Origin of the sequence: Streptomyces sp. NPDC053560, assembly GCF_044544605.1 — a bacterium.
Taxonomy (GTDB): Bacteria; Actinomycetota; Actinomycetes; order Streptomycetales; family Streptomycetaceae; genus Streptomyces.
This window is the reverse complement of record NZ_JBITXI010000001.1, coordinates 86388-100868: the sequence shown is the minus strand read 5'-3', so window position 1 is coordinate 100868 and position 14481 is coordinate 86388. Positions and strand designations below refer to the sequence as shown.

General features: G+C 73.4%; 15 protein-coding genes. 6 read left to right on the top strand and 9 right to left on the bottom strand.

The genetic code is table 11. The annotated features are described in order from the left end of the window. Positions 1-51 precede the first annotated feature (51 nt). Positions 52-495: a hypothetical protein gene (locus ACIGQF_RS00500; protein WP_399703487.1), complete on the top strand. Its 444-nt coding sequence runs from the start codon at positions 52-54 to the stop codon at positions 493-495. A 200-nt stretch (positions 496-695) separates the two neighbouring features. Further along, positions 696-1058, top strand: coding sequence for an STAS domain-containing protein (locus ACIGQF_RS00495; protein WP_399703485.1), 363 nt, complete (start codon positions 696-698; stop codon positions 1056-1058). A 57-nt stretch (positions 1059-1115) separates the two neighbouring features. Here ACIGQF_RS00495 and ACIGQF_RS00490 read toward each other — a convergent pair whose 3' ends face one another. After that, positions 1116-1613, bottom strand: a complete 498-nt coding sequence (locus tag ACIGQF_RS00490; protein WP_361561539.1) for an Lrp/AsnC family transcriptional regulator — start codon at positions 1611-1613, stop codon at positions 1116-1118. Between the two features lie 59 nt (positions 1614-1672). On the opposite strand from ACIGQF_RS00490, the gene ACIGQF_RS00485 reads away from it, so the two are divergent. After that, complete coding sequence (locus tag ACIGQF_RS00485; RefSeq protein ID WP_399703483.1) at positions 1673-2938, top strand: trans-sulfuration enzyme family protein; 1266 nt, start codon at positions 1673-1675, stop codon at positions 2936-2938. Here the strand turns inward: ACIGQF_RS00485 and ACIGQF_RS00480 are convergent. The 3 genes from ACIGQF_RS00480 to ACIGQF_RS00470 all read right to left on the bottom strand — a co-directional run bounded on the left by ACIGQF_RS00480 (position 2856) and on the right by ACIGQF_RS00470 (position 6980). Beyond that, a complete protein-coding gene (locus ACIGQF_RS00480) occupies positions 2856-4106 on the bottom strand; it encodes a GNAT family N-acetyltransferase (RefSeq protein ID WP_399704733.1) in 1251 nt (416 codons plus the stop codon). The two genes, ACIGQF_RS00485 and ACIGQF_RS00480, sit on opposite strands and share 83 nt — an antisense overlap. 141 nt (positions 4107-4247) lie before the next feature. After that, positions 4248-5825 carry an alkaline phosphatase D family protein gene (locus ACIGQF_RS00475; protein WP_399703480.1) on the bottom strand — a complete coding sequence of 526 codons (1578 nt, stop codon included), beginning with the start codon at positions 5823-5825 and terminating at the stop codon, positions 4248-4250. 303 nt (positions 5826-6128) lie between these two features. After that, positions 6129-6980 (bottom strand): alpha/beta fold hydrolase, encoded by an 852-nt coding sequence (locus ACIGQF_RS00470; protein ID WP_399703477.1) that lies wholly within the window; start codon positions 6978-6980, stop codon positions 6129-6131. Between the two features lie 219 nt (positions 6981-7199). Here ACIGQF_RS00470 and ACIGQF_RS00465 point away from each other — a divergent pair, with 219 nt between their 5' ends. Next, on the top strand, positions 7200-8090 hold the full coding sequence (locus ACIGQF_RS00465) for an RNA polymerase sigma-70 factor (RefSeq protein WP_399703475.1): 891 nt from the start codon (positions 7200-7202) through the stop codon (positions 8088-8090). 13 nt (positions 8091-8103) lie between these two features. Here the strand turns inward: ACIGQF_RS00465 and ACIGQF_RS00460 are convergent, their stop codons facing one another. Continuing rightward, complete coding sequence (locus ACIGQF_RS00460) at positions 8104-8814, bottom strand: arylsulfatase (RefSeq protein ID WP_399703472.1); 711 nt, start codon at positions 8812-8814, stop codon at positions 8104-8106. A 250-nt stretch (positions 8815-9064) separates the two neighbouring features. On the opposite strand from ACIGQF_RS00460, the gene ACIGQF_RS00455 reads away from it, so the two are divergent. Next, positions 9065-9817 carry a GntR family transcriptional regulator gene (locus ACIGQF_RS00455; protein ID WP_399703468.1) on the top strand — a complete coding sequence of 251 codons (753 nt, stop codon included), beginning with the start codon at positions 9065-9067 and terminating at the stop codon, positions 9815-9817. A gap of 69 nt (positions 9818-9886) precedes the next feature. Here ACIGQF_RS00455 and ACIGQF_RS00450 read toward each other — a convergent pair whose 3' ends face one another. Next, complete coding sequence (locus ACIGQF_RS00450; protein WP_399703465.1) at positions 9887-11044, bottom strand: ROK family transcriptional regulator; 1158 nt, start codon at positions 11042-11044, stop codon at positions 9887-9889. Positions 11045-11170: 126 nt separating this feature from the next. On the opposite strand from ACIGQF_RS00450, the gene ACIGQF_RS00445 reads away from it, so the two are divergent. Then, positions 11171-11671: a hypothetical protein gene (locus tag ACIGQF_RS00445; protein ID WP_399703463.1), complete on the top strand. Its 501-nt coding sequence runs from the start codon at positions 11171-11173 to the stop codon at positions 11669-11671. On the opposite strand, the gene mug is transcribed toward ACIGQF_RS00445, so the two are convergent. The 3 genes from mug to ACIGQF_RS00430 are packed head-to-tail and all read right to left on the bottom strand — an operon-like array spanning position 11602 to position 14466. Beyond that, on the bottom strand, positions 11602-12153 hold the full coding sequence (mug, locus tag ACIGQF_RS00440; RefSeq protein WP_399703461.1) for a G/U mismatch-specific DNA glycosylase: 552 nt from the start codon (positions 12151-12153) through the stop codon (positions 11602-11604). The genes ACIGQF_RS00445 and mug overlap by 70 nt on opposite strands. 22 nt (positions 12154-12175) lie before the next feature. Continuing rightward, complete coding sequence (gene purB / locus ACIGQF_RS00435) at positions 12176-13609, bottom strand: adenylosuccinate lyase (RefSeq protein WP_399703459.1); 1434 nt, start codon at positions 13607-13609, stop codon at positions 12176-12178. Positions 13610-13668: 59 nt separating this feature from the next. Further along, positions 13669-14466: a DeoR/GlpR family DNA-binding transcription regulator gene (locus ACIGQF_RS00430; RefSeq protein WP_399703457.1), complete on the bottom strand. Its 798-nt coding sequence runs from the start codon at positions 14464-14466 to the stop codon at positions 13669-13671. Positions 14467-14481 lie beyond the last annotated feature (15 nt).

Sequence of the window (14481 nt, the reverse complement as noted above, 5' to 3'; positions counted from 1 at the left end):
GTGTGCCCGACGCTGAAACGGACGCCACCGGAGCAACGGCAGGAGGGCAACGTGCCGCAGCCGGCCCCGCAAGGACCGCCGCCCGGCCCCGCCAGGGGGCGCCCCGATCCGGAAGTCGCCGAAGTGGTCTACCTCGTGGGGCGGGAGCTGGACGCCCCGGACAAGGTCGTGCTCGCCGCCTTCGAGGCCGGGCTCGTCGAATCGGGGATGGAGAACCTCGACCACGGTCACCTCGACTCGGTCGGCGTGTTCCAGCAGCGCCCCAGCATGGACTGGGGCACGGCCGAGGAGTGCATGAACGTCAATCACGCGTCGCACCGGTTCTTCGAGCGGGCCATCGAGGAGAACGAGGAAGACCCGGACCTGACCCCCGGTCAGCTCGCCCAGAACGTCCAGGTGTCCGCCCACCCCGGCCGGTACGACGAGCGAGAGGACGAGGCCAGGCTGCTCATCGAGGCCACTGGCGACGCGCTCGGCGAGGAGCCGCGACGGTAGTGGGCCCGGGTTCCGGCCCGCCGCGCGTCATGCCTACGCCGTGTGCCCGTGGCCGCGGCACATGCCGGTGCCACGGTCACGGTCTGTGACGGAATTCTTCGATCGGTTTCGATCGCCGGGCCGCGTGGCGCCCGTTTCCGCGTCACTATGGCCTTGAGCCGGCGAGACCGGTGAGGGTCGGCTGAAGGGAGGCGGCCGGGATGCATGTGAAGACCCGGACCGACAGGCGCGTACGCATCGAACGGTGGCCGGTCCCCGACGGCTCGCCCACCCTGGCCAAGCTGGCCGTGGTGGGCGTGCTGGACGGCGAGAGCGTCAGCGATCTGTGCGACGCCACCGCGGCGGTCATGGCGAGCGGCTCCCGGCATCTCCGGCTGGACCTCGCCGGCGTCACGTCCTGCGACAACGCCGGCCTCTACACCCTCCTCGGGGTGCAGAGCGCGCTGCGCTCCATGAGGGGCAGCCTGACCCTGGTCCGCCCGAGCCTCCCCGTCCACTCCGGCCTCAGGGCCGCCGGCCTGCACCTCAGGCTGGTCATCGCGCCGCCCGGATCGGTGATGTAGCCGGCTCTCAGGCCCGGGGCTTTCCGACGGCTCTCCATGGAGCCCGTTCGGAGGCCCCTAGCGCGTCTTCTCGCCGACCGCGTCCGCCGGCGGCAGCAGCGGGCCGCACGTCCAGCGCTGGAAGACCAGCCGCGTCTCGACCCGGGCCACCTCGCGCCGGGCGGTGAACTCGTCCAGGACCAGCCGCTGGAGGTCGGCCGCGTCCCGCACGGCGACATGGACGAGATAGTCCTCGGGCCCGGTGAGATGGAAGAGGGAGAGCGCCTCGGGCAGCGAGCGGATCCGCTCCACGAACGGGCCGACCAGCTCCCGGCGGTGCGGACGCACCTGCACCGACAGCAGCGCCTGCAGCCCGCGGCCCAGTTTCGCGGGGTCCAGGCGCAGTTCGTGCCCGAGGATCACGCCGCTGCGCCGCAGTCGGGTCACCCGGTCCAGGCAGGTCGACGGCGCGACGCCGACCGCCGCGGCCAGCTCGCGATATGTGGTCCGGGCGTCGTTCTGCAGCAGGCGTAAAATCTCCAGGTCCACCGGATCGAGACGCACAGAGTCGGCCATGTCCCGAACGTAACACGGAAGTTGACCATCCGGTCAGCCCGCCTGACCAGCATCGTGGCATGACTCGCTCACCCGCGCGCCCGGACCGCGCCACCCCCGCCGTCACCGTCCCCCGCACCGCCCTCGACACCGCGCCGCCGCGTGCCCTGGCCACCGAGGCCGTGCACGCCGGCCGCGAGGACCTCGCGGCCCAGGGACTGCACGCGGCACCGCTGGATCTGTCCACCACCTACCCCTCGGCGGACAGCCGGGCCGAGGCGGCCCGCCTCGACGCGTTCGCCGCCACCGGCGCCGAGTTGGCGGGCCCGCCCGTCTACGGCCGGCTCGGCAACCCCACCGTCGCCCGCTTCGAAGCCGCGCTCGCCCGCCTCGAAGGCACCGAGTCCGCCGTCGCCTTCGCCAGCGGGATGGCGGCCCTGACCGCCTGTCTCCTCGCCCGGCACGCCGAGGGCCTCCGGCACGTCGTCGCCGTACGACCCCTGTACGGCTGCAGCGACCACCTGCTGACCGGCGGCCTGCTGGGTACGGACGTCACCTGGACCGACCCGGCCGGGATCGGCGACGCGATCCGGGCCGACACCGGCCTGGTCATGGTCGAGAGCCCGGCCAACCCCACGCTCGCCGAGACCGACCTCGCGGCCGCCGCTCACGCCTGCGGCTCCGTACCGCTGCTCGTCGACAACACCTTCGCCACTCCCGTGCTGCAGCGCCCCGCCGACGCGGGTGCCCGGCTGGTCCTGCACAGCGCGACCAAGTACCTCGGCGGTCACGGCGACGTGCTGGGCGGCGTGGTGGCCTGCGACGAGGAGTTCGCGCGGCGGCTGCGCCAAGTGCGCTTCGCGACCGGCGGCGTACTGCACCCGCTCGCCGGTTACCTGCTGCTGCGCGGGCTGGCCACGCTCCCCGTACGGGTGCGGGCCGCGTCGGCCACCGCGGCGGAGCTGGCCCGGCGGCTCGCCGCGCACCCCCGGGTCTCCCGGGTGCACTACCCGCGGCTCGGCGGTGCGATGGTCGCGTTCGAGGTGTGCGGGGACCCGCACGAGGTGACCGCCGGGGTGCGTCTGATCACCCCGGCGGTCAGTCTCGGCAGCGTCGACACGCTCCTCCAGCACCCGGCCTCGATCAGCCACCGCATCGTCGACGCCGCCGACCGCGCGACCGGCGGCATCTCCGAGCGGCTGCTGCGGATGTCGGTGGGCCTGGAGGACGTGGAGGACCTGTGGCGGGACCTCGACGCGGCGCTCAGCGGCCGGCCGTCTCCCGTCCGGCGGGAACGGCGGGAGCCGGCTGCGGCCGGTGCCGCAGCCCCGCAGGCCGGGCCGTGATCACCAGCGTGCCCTCCTCGATCTGGTAGTCCAGCGGCAGCCCGAGGCCGCGCATGGCCGCCACCATCCCGGTGTTGGACGCCTGCGTGATGGCGTACACGCTCTCGGAACCCGTCTCGGCCGCCATCCCGACCAGCCGCTCCAGCAGTTCGGCGCCGATGCCGCGGCGCTGCCAGGCGTCCTCCACCAGCAGTGCCACCTCGGTCTCGTCGCCGTCCCACAGCAGGTGGCCCAGCGCCACCAGCCGCCCGGACGCGGCCTCCACGGCGAGCGTGCGGCCGTGCCGCGGGCTCAGCAGGTGGTCGAGGTAGCGGTCGGCGTCGTGCACCGGTCCGTGGTACCGCAGCGACAGCGTGCGCGAGGAGCAGCGGTCGTGCATCTCACGGGCCGCGGCCAGGTCGGAGGTGTCGGCGCGGCGCACCGTGATGGGACTGCCCTCAGGGAGGGTGAGGGTGTCCCGGCGCTCCGGCACGCGCTGGCCGAGCCGGGCGTCCAGCTCCACCAGCGCCCGGACGCGGGCGAACTCGGTCGGGGTGAAAGGCAGCTGCGGCCGCTCGATGGTGATAGACCCCCCGGACGGGTCGCGGAACTTCATGGTGTGGTCCTCAAGAACGCCTTCGTCCGGCACCCGTTCGGCCAACGGCTCGCCCTTCAGCGTGCGCGCGGGTACCGAGTGGATGGTGCAGCGGCCGAGCAACTGCCGCAACGCCAAAGGGAGTTCTGCGGAGTCCAGGGCCGTACGGGTGGCCAGGGACAGCATACGGGCCGGCGCGTCGACGAGATCATGCGCATCGGCGCGTTCCAGCCAGGTGTCCCGGCCGCCCGCCGCGGCCACGGCGCCGGTCAGCGCCGTCCGGTCCGGCGTGCCCGGCACTCGCAGCAGGAACTCGTCCACCGTGCCCTCGGACAGCGGGTGGGTCTGCAGGCTCAGAATGTCCACCCGGTGCACGGCCAGTGCCTGGCACAGCGCGGCCAGGCTGCCCGGCTCGTCCCGTACGGTCGTGCGCATGCGCCACAGCGTCGTGTCGGGGAGCGCCGCGCCCTCGGTGAGGACGGGTGCCGACGACGCCGCGGCGCCGGTATCACCCGGCGGCGGCGCCGGTTCTTGGCGTCCTGGCCACCCGAGGGGCAGGCCGGTGGCGAGACGGTCGGCGGCCCGCCGCCACATCGAACGGCGGGCAGTGCAGTGCTCGGTTTTCTCAGTCATGCACTCCAGCATCACCGACCGGTGTTGCATGATCACAAACGCCTTGTGTCCGCCAGGTAAAGGACGCAATTGCCTCTGTGTTCGCCTTCGGGTCGGACGCCCCTACTGTCCGACTCGCCCCGGTTGCAAGGTCTGGCTGAACAGCACCTCTCCGCTGTCCTGCCGCAGCCGCACCGTGAGTTCGCCGCTCCCGCCGTCGATGTCGATCTCACCGAAGTACTGCGGTGTCTCGGCCGGCGAGGTGTTCGCCCGGTTCGGTGCCTTCAGGAACCGCTGCTCGGGCCCGAACGTACCGTCCAGCTTCAGCGCCTGGAACCCGCCCGCGTTCAGCGGCCCGGAGACGAACTCCCAGAAGGGCTCGAAGTCCTTGAACGCCGCCCGCGACGGGTCGTAGTGCTGCGCCGAGGTGTAGTGCACGTCCGTCGTCAGCCACAGCGTGCCTGTGATCCGCTGGTGCTTGATGTGCCGCAGCAACTCCGCGAGCTGCAGCTCCCGCCCCAGCGGCTGCCCCGGATCGCCCTGCGCCACGGCCTCGAAGCGGGTCTTGCCGTCCGGCACGACCAGGCCCAGCGGCATGTCGGAAGCGATCACCTTCCACACGGCCCGGGACCGCGACAGCTCCCGCTTCAGCCACCGCAGCTGCTCGGCGCCCAGGATGCCCTGCGCGTCCTCCGTCTGCCGCCCGTCGGAGTTGGCGTTCCGGTACGTCCGCATGTCCAGCACGAACACGTCCAGCAGCGGTCCGTGGTTGACCACCCGGTACACCCGCCCGCGCCGGTCCGGGCGCAGCGTACGGATGGGGAAGTACTCGCTGAACGCCCGCAGCGAGCGCGCCGACAGCACGTCGGCGTCCTTCACCGTGTACCGGTCGTCGTCCAGGATCTGCCCCGGATACCAGTTGTTGTGCACCTCGTGGTCGTCCCACTGCGTGATCGTGGGCACCTGCGCGTTGAACCGCCGCAGGTTCTCGTCCAGGAGGTTGTACCGGAAGGCGCCGCGGAACTCCGCCAGCGTCTCGGCGACCTTGGACTTCTCCTCGGTCGTGATGTTCCGCCAGACCCGCCCGTCCGGCAGCGTCACGCTGTCCGTGATCGGGCCGTCGGCGTAGATGTTGTCGCCGCTGCACAGGAAGAAATCCGGGTCGCGGCGCCGCATCTCCTCGTAGATCCGGTAACCGCCGCGGTCCGAGTTGATGCCCCAGCCCTGCCCGGCGAGGTCCCCGGACCAGTGGAAGCGCACCCGCTCGCCGCGCTTCTCCGGCGCGGTACGGAACGTGCCCGTCACCGGCTCGCCCGCGCGCCGCGGGTCGTCGGGATCGGCCAGCGTGACCCGGTAGTGGATCTGCTCGCCGGGCGGCAGGCCGCGCAGCGACGTCACGCCGGTGAAGTCCGTGCCCGCGCCGACCACCGGGCCGCGCCAGGTGCGCGCGTGCCGGAAGGACTCGGTCGCGGCGGTCTCCACGGTCATCCGCGCGGGCCGGTCGGAGCGCACCCACACCAGCCCGGAGCCCGTCGTCACGTCGCCGACCTGTACGCCCCACTCGGCGCTCGGCCGGCCGCCGCGCGCCTGGGCGGGGGCCGCGCAGCCGATCGCCGGCAGGGCGAACGCCGCGGACGCGGCCGCCGCCCCGTGCAGCACCTCGCGCCGCCCGAAGGCTCTGCCCGCTGCTCCCTGCGCCATGTGCGTCCTCCCGTGGTCCGCTCGTCCTCGCTGACGTCCGGTTCCTATCGCTGTCCGGTGCCCCGCAACCCAACACCCGGTGAACAACCGGATGCCGCGGGCGCGGAACGCGGAACCGGGCCATGGTCGCAAGCGGGGGCGAGGATGGCCAGGAAGGGGGCCGCGGCGGTTCGGGCTTGCCTGCCCCGCCGTACGGGTAATCCCCCGGTGGGGGTGCGGATGCGTTCGATTCGCCCCGTAGGCGAGCGCCCGCCGTACCCGCCCGCCGTACCCGCCCGCCGCGCTCGCCCGCTCGCGCCGTTGCTACGCCGCTGCCGGCGCCACCGTGTCCAGGATGACGCGGGCGACCAGCGCCGGGTCGTCGTTCATGGGGACGTGGCCGCAGCCGGGGAGGCGTACGAGGCGGGCGCCGGGGATCACGCGCTTGGCCCGTACGCCCTGGCGGGGAAGCAGCAGCCGGTCGCGGCTTCCCCAGCCGATGGTCACGGGGATGTCCGGGAGGTCGTGCCGGAAGAGCACACCGGGGCCGCGCCCCGCCGCGAGCGTGGCGGAGAAGCCGGGCGCCTCCCGCAGGGCCCGCGTCTCGGCCGCCACGGCGGCTGCCGACCGGCGACCGGGGCGGGCGTAGATGGAGCTGGTCAGTGCGGCACGGCCGACCGCAGAGCGGGCCAGCGCCTCGACCGCGGGCTGGGGCAGCGCCTTCGCGCCGGCCCGCATGCCCATCAGCACCCCGAAGGCGTACCGGCGTTCGGCCTCCGTCCAGAAGCCCGCCGGGGACAGCGCCGTCACCGATCGCGCGGCGCCGGTCAGGCCCAGCTCCAGTGCGAGCAGCCCGCCGAGCGAGTTGCCCACCACGTGCGGCCGTTCGATGCCCAGTGCGGCGAAGGCGTCCGTGAGCAGCGGGACCACCGACGTCATCCCGTACGGTACGCCGTCGGGGAGCGCGGGCGAGGCGCCGAAGCCCGGCAGATCGAGCGCGATCACGTCGTGCGAGGCGGCCAGGACGCTGAACACCGGCTCCCAGGCCTGGTAGTGGTGGCCGATGCCGTGCAGCAGCACGACCGGCTCGCCGGCGCCCTTGCGCTCGTACGCGACCGTGAACGGCGGGCGGCCGTCGGGGGAGACGTGCAGGGCGGAGGCCGTGGCGGTCGTCATGGGGGCTCCTTCGGGGGAGGGGAAGCCGTTGAGGGGAGGGGCCGCGCGTGGGGGCGGCTCGATAGACACCATGTCAGCAATCATTACCGGGCGGTAGCAGGCGGACCCGAATTCCGCGGCGTACACCGTCCGCAGGGGACCGGCTCCTCCCGCAGGCGCGCGACTGTACGCCGCAGGCTGGACAACGCGTGGCCGTCCCGGTGGGATGAGGGCGTGCTCATGGATGCCGCGACCGATGTCTTCGAAGAACACCGCCCCTTCCTGCAGGGCGTCGCCTACCGCATGCTCGGCCGGGTGGCCGACGCCGAGGACGTCGTGCAGGAGGCGTGGCTGCGCTGGTCGGCCGCCGACCACGACACGGTGCGCGAACCGCGCGCCTACCTCGTACGCGTCACCACCCGGCTCGCCATCGACCGGCTCCGCCAGGCGCAGGCCCGGCACGAGACGTACGTGGGACCGTGGCTGCCCGAGCCCGTCGCGACCGACTTCGGCGGTGTTGTACCGGACGGCGCCGACCGGGCCGTCTTCACCGAGTCCGTCACGCTCGCCGTGCTCGTCGTCATGGAATCCCTCTCGCCGCTGGAGCGTGCCGTCTTCGTGCTGCGCGAGGCGTTCGGCTACCCGTACCCGGAGATCGCCGCGGTACTGGAGCGCGGCGAGGCCGCCGTGCGCCAACTGGCGGGGCGCGCCCGGCGCCACGTGGAGGAGCGCAAGCCGCGCTTCGAGGTGAACCCCGAGCGGCAGCGCGACCTGACCGAACGGTTCCTCGCCGCCGCTGCCGGTGATGACCTGCAGGGGCTGATCGGGCTGCTCGCCGAGGACGTACGGCTGGTCGGCGACAGCGGCGGCAAGGCCAAGGCGCCGCTGCGGGTCATCGAGACCTCCGACAAGGTCGGCCGCTTCATGGTGTCCATCGCCAAGAACCAGCCGGCGGACCTGCGGTTCGACTTCGCCGCGCTCAACGGCGGGTTCGCGCTCGTCGGGCGGGTCGGGGACCGCGTCGACACGGTCTTCCAGATCGATGTGGTCGACGGCCGCATCCAGACGATCTACGTCGTCCGCAACCCGGACAAGCTGGCCGGGGTGGGGGAGGGCCCCGCCGCGGCCTGACGCCCGCCGTCGCCTACCGCGGCACGACGCCCGCCGCCCGTGCCGCGGCACGCAGGCCGCTGCGCGGGCTGGTCAGCACCTCGGTACGCACGTCGGCGCGCTCCGCCGCCGGCGCCATCGACGCCTGCGCGAGCACGATGACGTGCGCGCTCCTGGGCGTCCCGGCGTCCTCCGCGCCGTCCACGGCCTCGTCCACGGTCACCGCGCTGCCGTCGGTGTCCGCCTCCCGTACGGCCTCGGCCACCGCGGTGAGATAGCCCTCGTGGTCGTCCGCCTCGAAGAGCGCGAAGGCGTCCGGCACCAGATGCGTACGGACCACGACCCGCCGCCCGGCGCGCTCCGCCTCCTCCTCGATGAGCGCGACCGTCGGTTCCAGGGTGCTCGCCACCGTCGCCAGTACGGTGATCCGCTCACCGCCCGCCACCGCGGCCTCCGCCATCGGCCGGTCGGCACGCAGCACCGGTACGTCGAACTCCGCGGCCGCGGCCTCGGCGACGCCGCCGATCGTGGAGCACGTGCACAACGCGGCCGTCGCGCCCTCGGCCACGGCCGCCGCGAGGGCCCCGCGCACGTCGTCGGCGACCGCTTCGGGGCCGGCCTCGCGCGCCCGGTCGAGCAGCTCGGGGTGCACGAGGTGACGCAGCTTCAGCGCGGGTGCCTCGGCGTCGCGCAGCGCGTCGAACACGGGGACATGGGCCGGAGAGGTGTGGAGCACGGCAAGCATGCCGGGACCGTACCCGCCGGAACGGACGCCATGCCATCAGGCAGGGCGGGCCCCGGCCACCGTCTCCAACCGTGTTGAGTCGGTCACGCTACGGCATCGGAACGCCGATTGGTCTTGACCAAGGGTGGGGCCGCCCATATCGTCACAGCCATACTTCAACAACCTTTAATAAAGAAGTACTCAAAACCCCGGGGCCACCCGGGACACCCCCGGAGACGGACCGGGGAAACCGGCGAATGCGGAGGACAGGGTGGGGACCACGCAGCTCGACACGGTGCAGGAACCGAAGTACTGGCACCTCAAGACCGTGCTCAGTGACGCGCTCGACTCGGAGTTCGCGGTCGGCGAGATCCTGCCGAACGAGCGGGACCTCGCGGCGCGCTTCGGGGTCGCGCGCGCCACGCTCCGGCAGGCGCTCGAACAGCTCGAACTGGAAGGCCGGCTGCAGCGCCGTCGCGGCGTGGGTACCACGGTCGCCCCGCCCCGCATGGGCGTGCCCGTGGACCGTTCCGGCCACAGCTGGCCCGGCGCGCCCGGCGACGCCTGGCAGCCGGAGGACGCCGCCGTGGTGGACGGCGGTTCGGTCTCGCCGGCCGTCGCCGAGGCGCTGGGCGCGGGCGCGGCGGACACCGTGCACGTCGTGCGGCGCACGCGGGTCGACCACGGCCAGCCGGTCGCGGCCGAACTGCTCTACGTACCGGCCGAGTCCGTCCCGGGCATCGCGGCGGACGCCGCCTCCGGGCCGGTCGCCCGCGCGCGTGCCGTCCTGCAGGAGCTGCAGCGGCTCGAACTGGACGGCGAGGAGCGCGCGGTGGAACTGGGCTCGGCCCGCGCCGAGGACGCCAAGCAGCTGGACCGGCTGCCCGGCGCGCCCGTCCTGGTCGTCACCACGCGGTACGTGACCGGCGGCCGTACCACCGCCGTCGCGGTCTCCACCTACCGCGCGGACACCTGCCGCCTCACCTTCGGCGACCACGACACCCTCGCCGTACTCGCCGGCTGACCGGCCGTCAGCCGCTCCGGCCCGGCCCGCGACCGGTCCGCTCGGCGCCTCCGGGCGCCCGGCGTCCGGTCAGCGCCGGGCCGTGACCGTGCCGTCCACCGCGAAGAGCTGCTCCTCCACGTGATCGAGGGCCAGGCGCAGCGCGCCCGTCGCCACCACGGCCTCGCCGAGGGTGGACAGGGCGACATGGGGCGGGCGGAGGCAGTAGCGGGACAGCTCCTCACGGAGCGGGCCGAGCACGCCGTCCAGACCGGCCGCCCAGCCGCCGATGACGACCAGTTCCGGATCGAGGGCGAGGACCAGCGCCGCGACGTCGTGGACCAGCCGCTGGAGGAAGCGCTGCACCGCGTCCCGGGCCTGTGCGTCGCCCTCGCGTGCGAGCGTGAAGACCTGCGCGACCTGCGCCTCGTCCAGCGGATGCAGCGGTTCGCCGGTCGTCGACAGCAGCGTCTCGGGTGTCGCCTCCCGCCCGAGCAGGTGCAGGGCGCCGATCTCGCCGGCCGCCCCGCCGAAACCGCGGTGCAGCCGCCCGCCGATCAGCGATCCCGCGCCCGGACTCAGCCCGGCCAGCACGAACACCACGTCGTCCGAGCCCGCCGCCGCGCCCTTCCAGTGCTCGGCCACGGCCGCCGCGTTGGCGTCGTTCTCGACCAGGACGGGGCAGCGGAACCATTTGCGCAGCCGTTCGCCCAGCGGCAGTCCGGTCCACCCCGGCAGTGCGGTACCCAGCCGTACCCGGCCGTCCGCCTCCACGATGCCGGGGCCGGCGACGCCCACCGCGCGCAGCGAATCGCGTGCCACGCCGGCCTGCAGCAGCAGGTCGGCGACGGTGTCCCGGACGCAGGCCAGCCGCCGGTCGGCGGAGGTGACCTCGTCGACGTCGTGCTGGACCGAGCCCAGTACCCGCCCGCACAGATCGGACAGCAGCGCCGAGACCCGGTGCGGGCCGATCTCGATACCCAGCAGGTGCCCGGCCTCGGCGCGGAAGCGGAACCGGCGCGCGGGCCTGCCCTGCCGTCGCGCCACGCCCTCGTCGGCCGGCACCTCGACGACCAGCCCCGACTCGATCAGCCCCTCCACGACCCCCTCGACGGTGGGCCGGGACAGGCCGGTGACCTCCACCAGCTGGGTCAGGGTCGCGGAGTCGGCGGCACGCAGCGCGTGCAGCACCACGGCGGAGTTGATCCGTCGCAGCAGAGAGGGGTCCCCGCCGGTGAGCCGCCCCAACTTCTGCCTCCCTCGCCTCAGGTGTTTGCGGGATCGTAGCCCGTCGGACGGCCTGCGGCGAGCCTTGAAGCCGCTGGTCACGGCCTGTGACGGCCGATTGTCAGAGGCGGGGTCTTTACTGTTGACATGACGAGGCAACAGATTTCCTGTCACCTGTCCGCGATCGACGCCGCGCTCGCCGCGCCGGGCGAGGCCGGCCGCGTTCTCCGGCTCCGTGTGAGCGAGGAGTTCTGGGAGGCCGACCCGGCGGACGCGCCGGTCGTGGCCGAGGAGTTCGCAGCGGAGCGGGAAGCGCTGGACGGGGTGTTGTCCGCGCGCTGGGGGCCGTCCGGGGTGCTGGACCTGACGCCCCATCTGGAGCGGTCGGCGATGGGCTTACCGGTGCCGCAGCCGCTGGCGGACCTGGCCGCGCTGACCGGGACGGCCCATGTGTGGGCGGCGGGGGAATGCCGGGTGGCGACCGGTGTGGGAAGGGCCGCCGAGTTCCTGCCGTACGAGCTGGTCGTGGCGGTGTGGCCGGACAGCGGCGCGGGTCCGCCGCTGCCCCGCCGGGGCGGTCATTCCTCGGCGAACGCCGCCGCGCGGAGCCGGCCGTACTCCTCCGCCAGCGTGGTGGGGTTCCAGTGAGCGTTCAGACCACTGGGGTTGGGCAGTACCCAGATGCGGGCGCCGCCGATGGTCCGCTCCTGCGGCCCGACCTTGGCGTGCTTGTCGCCGAAGGCCGCGCGGTAGGCGGTGACGCCGGCGACCGCCAGCCAGGCCGGCCGCAGCCGGCGCACCTTCTCCTCCAGTTGGCGGCCGCCCTCCTCGAATTCCTCCGGCGCCAGCTCGTCCGCGCGGGCCGTGGCCCGCTGGACGACGTTGGTGATGCCGACGCCGTACCGCAGCAGCTCCTGCTCCTCGTCGGGCCGCAGCCGCCGGGGGGTGAACCCGGCGGCGTGCAGCGTCGGCCAGAAGCGGTTGCCGGGCCGGGCGAAATGGTGGCCGGTGACGGCCGACATCAGGCCCGGGTTGATACCGCAGAAGAGGACCCGGAGTCCGGGCGCGGCCACGTCCGGGACGAGGCGGTCACGAGCGGCTTCCAGTTCTTCGGGGGTGTACCGCGGCACGGCGCTCCGATCGTCCGGAGGGTCAGAGGATGGAACCGGGCGTGTAGGCCGCGGCCTCGGGGTGCTGCTTCGCGATCTCCTCGATGCGCGCGACCACGGCCGCCACCTGGTCGGCGGCGGCGCCGGTGAAGGACAGCTTGTCGGCCATCGACTCGGCCAGCTGGTCGCGGTCCAGCGGGATCCGCTCGTCGGCGGCGAGCTTGTCGAGCAGCTCGTTGCGCTCGGCGCCCTGCTCCCGCATGGCGAGCGCGGCGGCCACGGCGTTCTCCTTGATCGCCTCGTGCGCGACCTCGCGGCCCACGCCGGCCCGCACGGCGCCCATGAGGACCTTCGTGGTGGCGAGGAAGGGGAGGTAGCGGTCCAGCTCGCGGGCGATGACGGCGGGGAAGGCGCCGAACTCGTCCAGGACGGTCAGGAAGGTCTCCAGCAGGCCGTCCAGCGCGAAGAACGCGTCCGGCAGCGCGACGCGGCGGACCACGGAGCAGGACACGTCGCCCTCGTTCCACTGGTCGCCGGAGAGCTCACCGGCCATCGAGGCGTAGCCCCGCAGGATGACCATCAGGCCGTTGACGCGCTCGCAGGAGCGGGTGTTCATCTTGTGCGGCATCGCCGAGGAGCCGACCTGGCCGGGCTTGAAGCCCTCGGTGACCAGCTCGTTGCCGGCCATCAGACGGATGGTCTTGGCGAGCGAGGACGGCGCGGCGGCCAGCTGCACCAGGGAGGTGACCACGTCGTAGTCGAGCGAGCGGGGGTAGACCTGGCCGACGGAGGTGAAGTTCCGCGCGAAGCCGAGGTGGCCGGCGATGCGCTGCTCCAGCTCGGCGAGCTTGCCGGCGTCGCCGCCGAGCAGGTCGAGCATGTCCTGCGCGGTGCCCACGGGGCCCTTGATGCCGCGCAGCGGGTAGCGCGAGAGGAGGTCCTCCAGGCGGCCGTAGGCGACGAGCAGCTCGTCGGCGGCGGTGGCGAAGCGCTTGCCGAGGGTGGTGGCCTGGGCGGCGACGTTGTGCGAGCGGCCGGCCATGACCAGCTCGGCGTGCTCGCCGGCCAGCTTGCCGAGGCGGGCGAGGACGGCGACGCTGCGGTCCCGCATCAGTTCCAGCGAGAGGCGGACCTGGAGCTGCTCGACGTTCTCGGTCAGGTCGCGGGAGGTCATGCCCTTGTGGACCTGCTCGTGGCCGGCGAGGGCGTTGAACTCCTCGATCCGGGCCTTCACGTCGTGCCGGGTGACCTTCTCGCGCTCGGCGATGGAGGCCAGGTCGACGTTGTCCAGGACTCGCTCGTAGTCGGCGAGGGCCTGCTCGGGCACCTCAACGCCGAGGTCCTTCTGCGCGCGGAGCACGGCGAGCCACAGCTTCCGCTCCAGCTTGACCTTGTACTCGGGGGACCACAGGACGGCCAGCTCCGTGGAGGCGTAGCGGCCGGCCAGGACATTGGGGATGCGGGGCTTTGCAGTCACGTGAGCCGATTCTACTGTTCGTTTGCGCAGGCCAGTGCCACGGTCCGGATTGTGGCTTGCTACAACCGCACGGGCACGGTCGTGACCGCCACGCCCAGTCCCCGCACGGCCGCGGTCTCCGCCTCTTCCGTGCCGGTGTCGGTGAGCACCGCCTCGTACTGGGTGGCGTCCCCGTAGCAGTACGTCGCGGTCCTGCCGAACTTGGTGTGGTCGGCGAGCAGCAGGCTGTTCCCGGCGGCCGCCAGCATCGCCTCCTTGACCTCGACGAACTCCGGCAGCGGGTGGTAGAGCCGGCCGTCGTGCACCGCCGTCGCGGACATCAGCGCCAGGTCCGCGCGGATCCGGGACAGCGCCCGCGTCACCTCCGGTCCGGTGCAGGAGTGGAAGTCGCCCCGGTACTCCCCGCCGAGCAGTGTGACGGCCGCGGCGGCGGCCGACGACACCCGCTGCGCCAGCCCCACCGAGTTGGTGACGACCCGGACGCCCTCGACCCCCGCGAGCGCGTCGGCCAGCGGGTACAGGGTGGTGGAGTCGTCGATCAGCAGCGTGCTGCCGGGCCGGATCCGCTCCGCGGCGGCGGCGCACAGCGCCTCTTTCACCTCGCGGTTGGTGCCCTCCCGGAAGCGGGTGGCGGTCTCCATGGTCAGCGCCGGGAAGGCGACCGCGCGCCCGCGTTCCTTGCGCAGCAGACCGCGCCCCGCGAGGTCGTCCAGATCGCGGTGCATGGTCATCAGGCTGAGGCCGAAGCGCGCCGCGAGGGCGTCGATGCGGATCTCGCCCCGCTCGGCGACGTACCGCAGGACGTCCTGCCGGCGGTCCTCGACGGCCGCCTGTGACAGCCGTGCGTTGGCGGGCACCTGTGGCTCCTCCCC

Excerpts from the sequence above, each read along its gene's own strand:
- ACIGQF_RS00475 (WP_399703480.1), bottom strand. The coding sequence starts at position 5,825 with ATGGCGCAGGGAGCAGCGGGCAGAGCCTTCGGGCGGCGCGAGGTGCTG.
- ACIGQF_RS00490 (WP_361561539.1), bottom strand. The coding sequence starts at position 1,613 with ATGGCCGACTCTGTGCGTCTCGATCCGGTGGACCTGGAGATTTTACGC.
- ACIGQF_RS00445 (WP_399703463.1), top strand. The coding sequence starts at position 11,171 with ATGACGAGGCAACAGATTTCCTGTCACCTGTCCGCGATCGACGCCGCG.
- ACIGQF_RS00485 (WP_399703483.1), top strand. The coding sequence starts at position 1,673 with ATGACTCGCTCACCCGCGCGCCCGGACCGCGCCACCCCCGCCGTCACC.
- ACIGQF_RS00470 (WP_399703477.1), bottom strand. The coding sequence starts at position 6,980 with ATGACGACCGCCACGGCCTCCGCCCTGCACGTCTCCCCCGACGGCCGC.
- ACIGQF_RS00495 (WP_399703485.1), top strand. The coding sequence starts at position 696 with ATGCATGTGAAGACCCGGACCGACAGGCGCGTACGCATCGAACGGTGG.
- ACIGQF_RS00460 (WP_399703472.1), bottom strand. The coding sequence starts at position 8,814 with ATGCTTGCCGTGCTCCACACCTCTCCGGCCCATGTCCCCGTGTTCGAC.
- ACIGQF_RS00465 (WP_399703475.1), top strand. The coding sequence starts at position 7,200 with ATGGATGCCGCGACCGATGTCTTCGAAGAACACCGCCCCTTCCTGCAG.
- ACIGQF_RS00480 (WP_399704733.1), bottom strand. The coding sequence starts at position 4,106 with ATGTGGCGGCGGGCCGCCGACCGTCTCGCCACCGGCCTGCCCCTCGGG.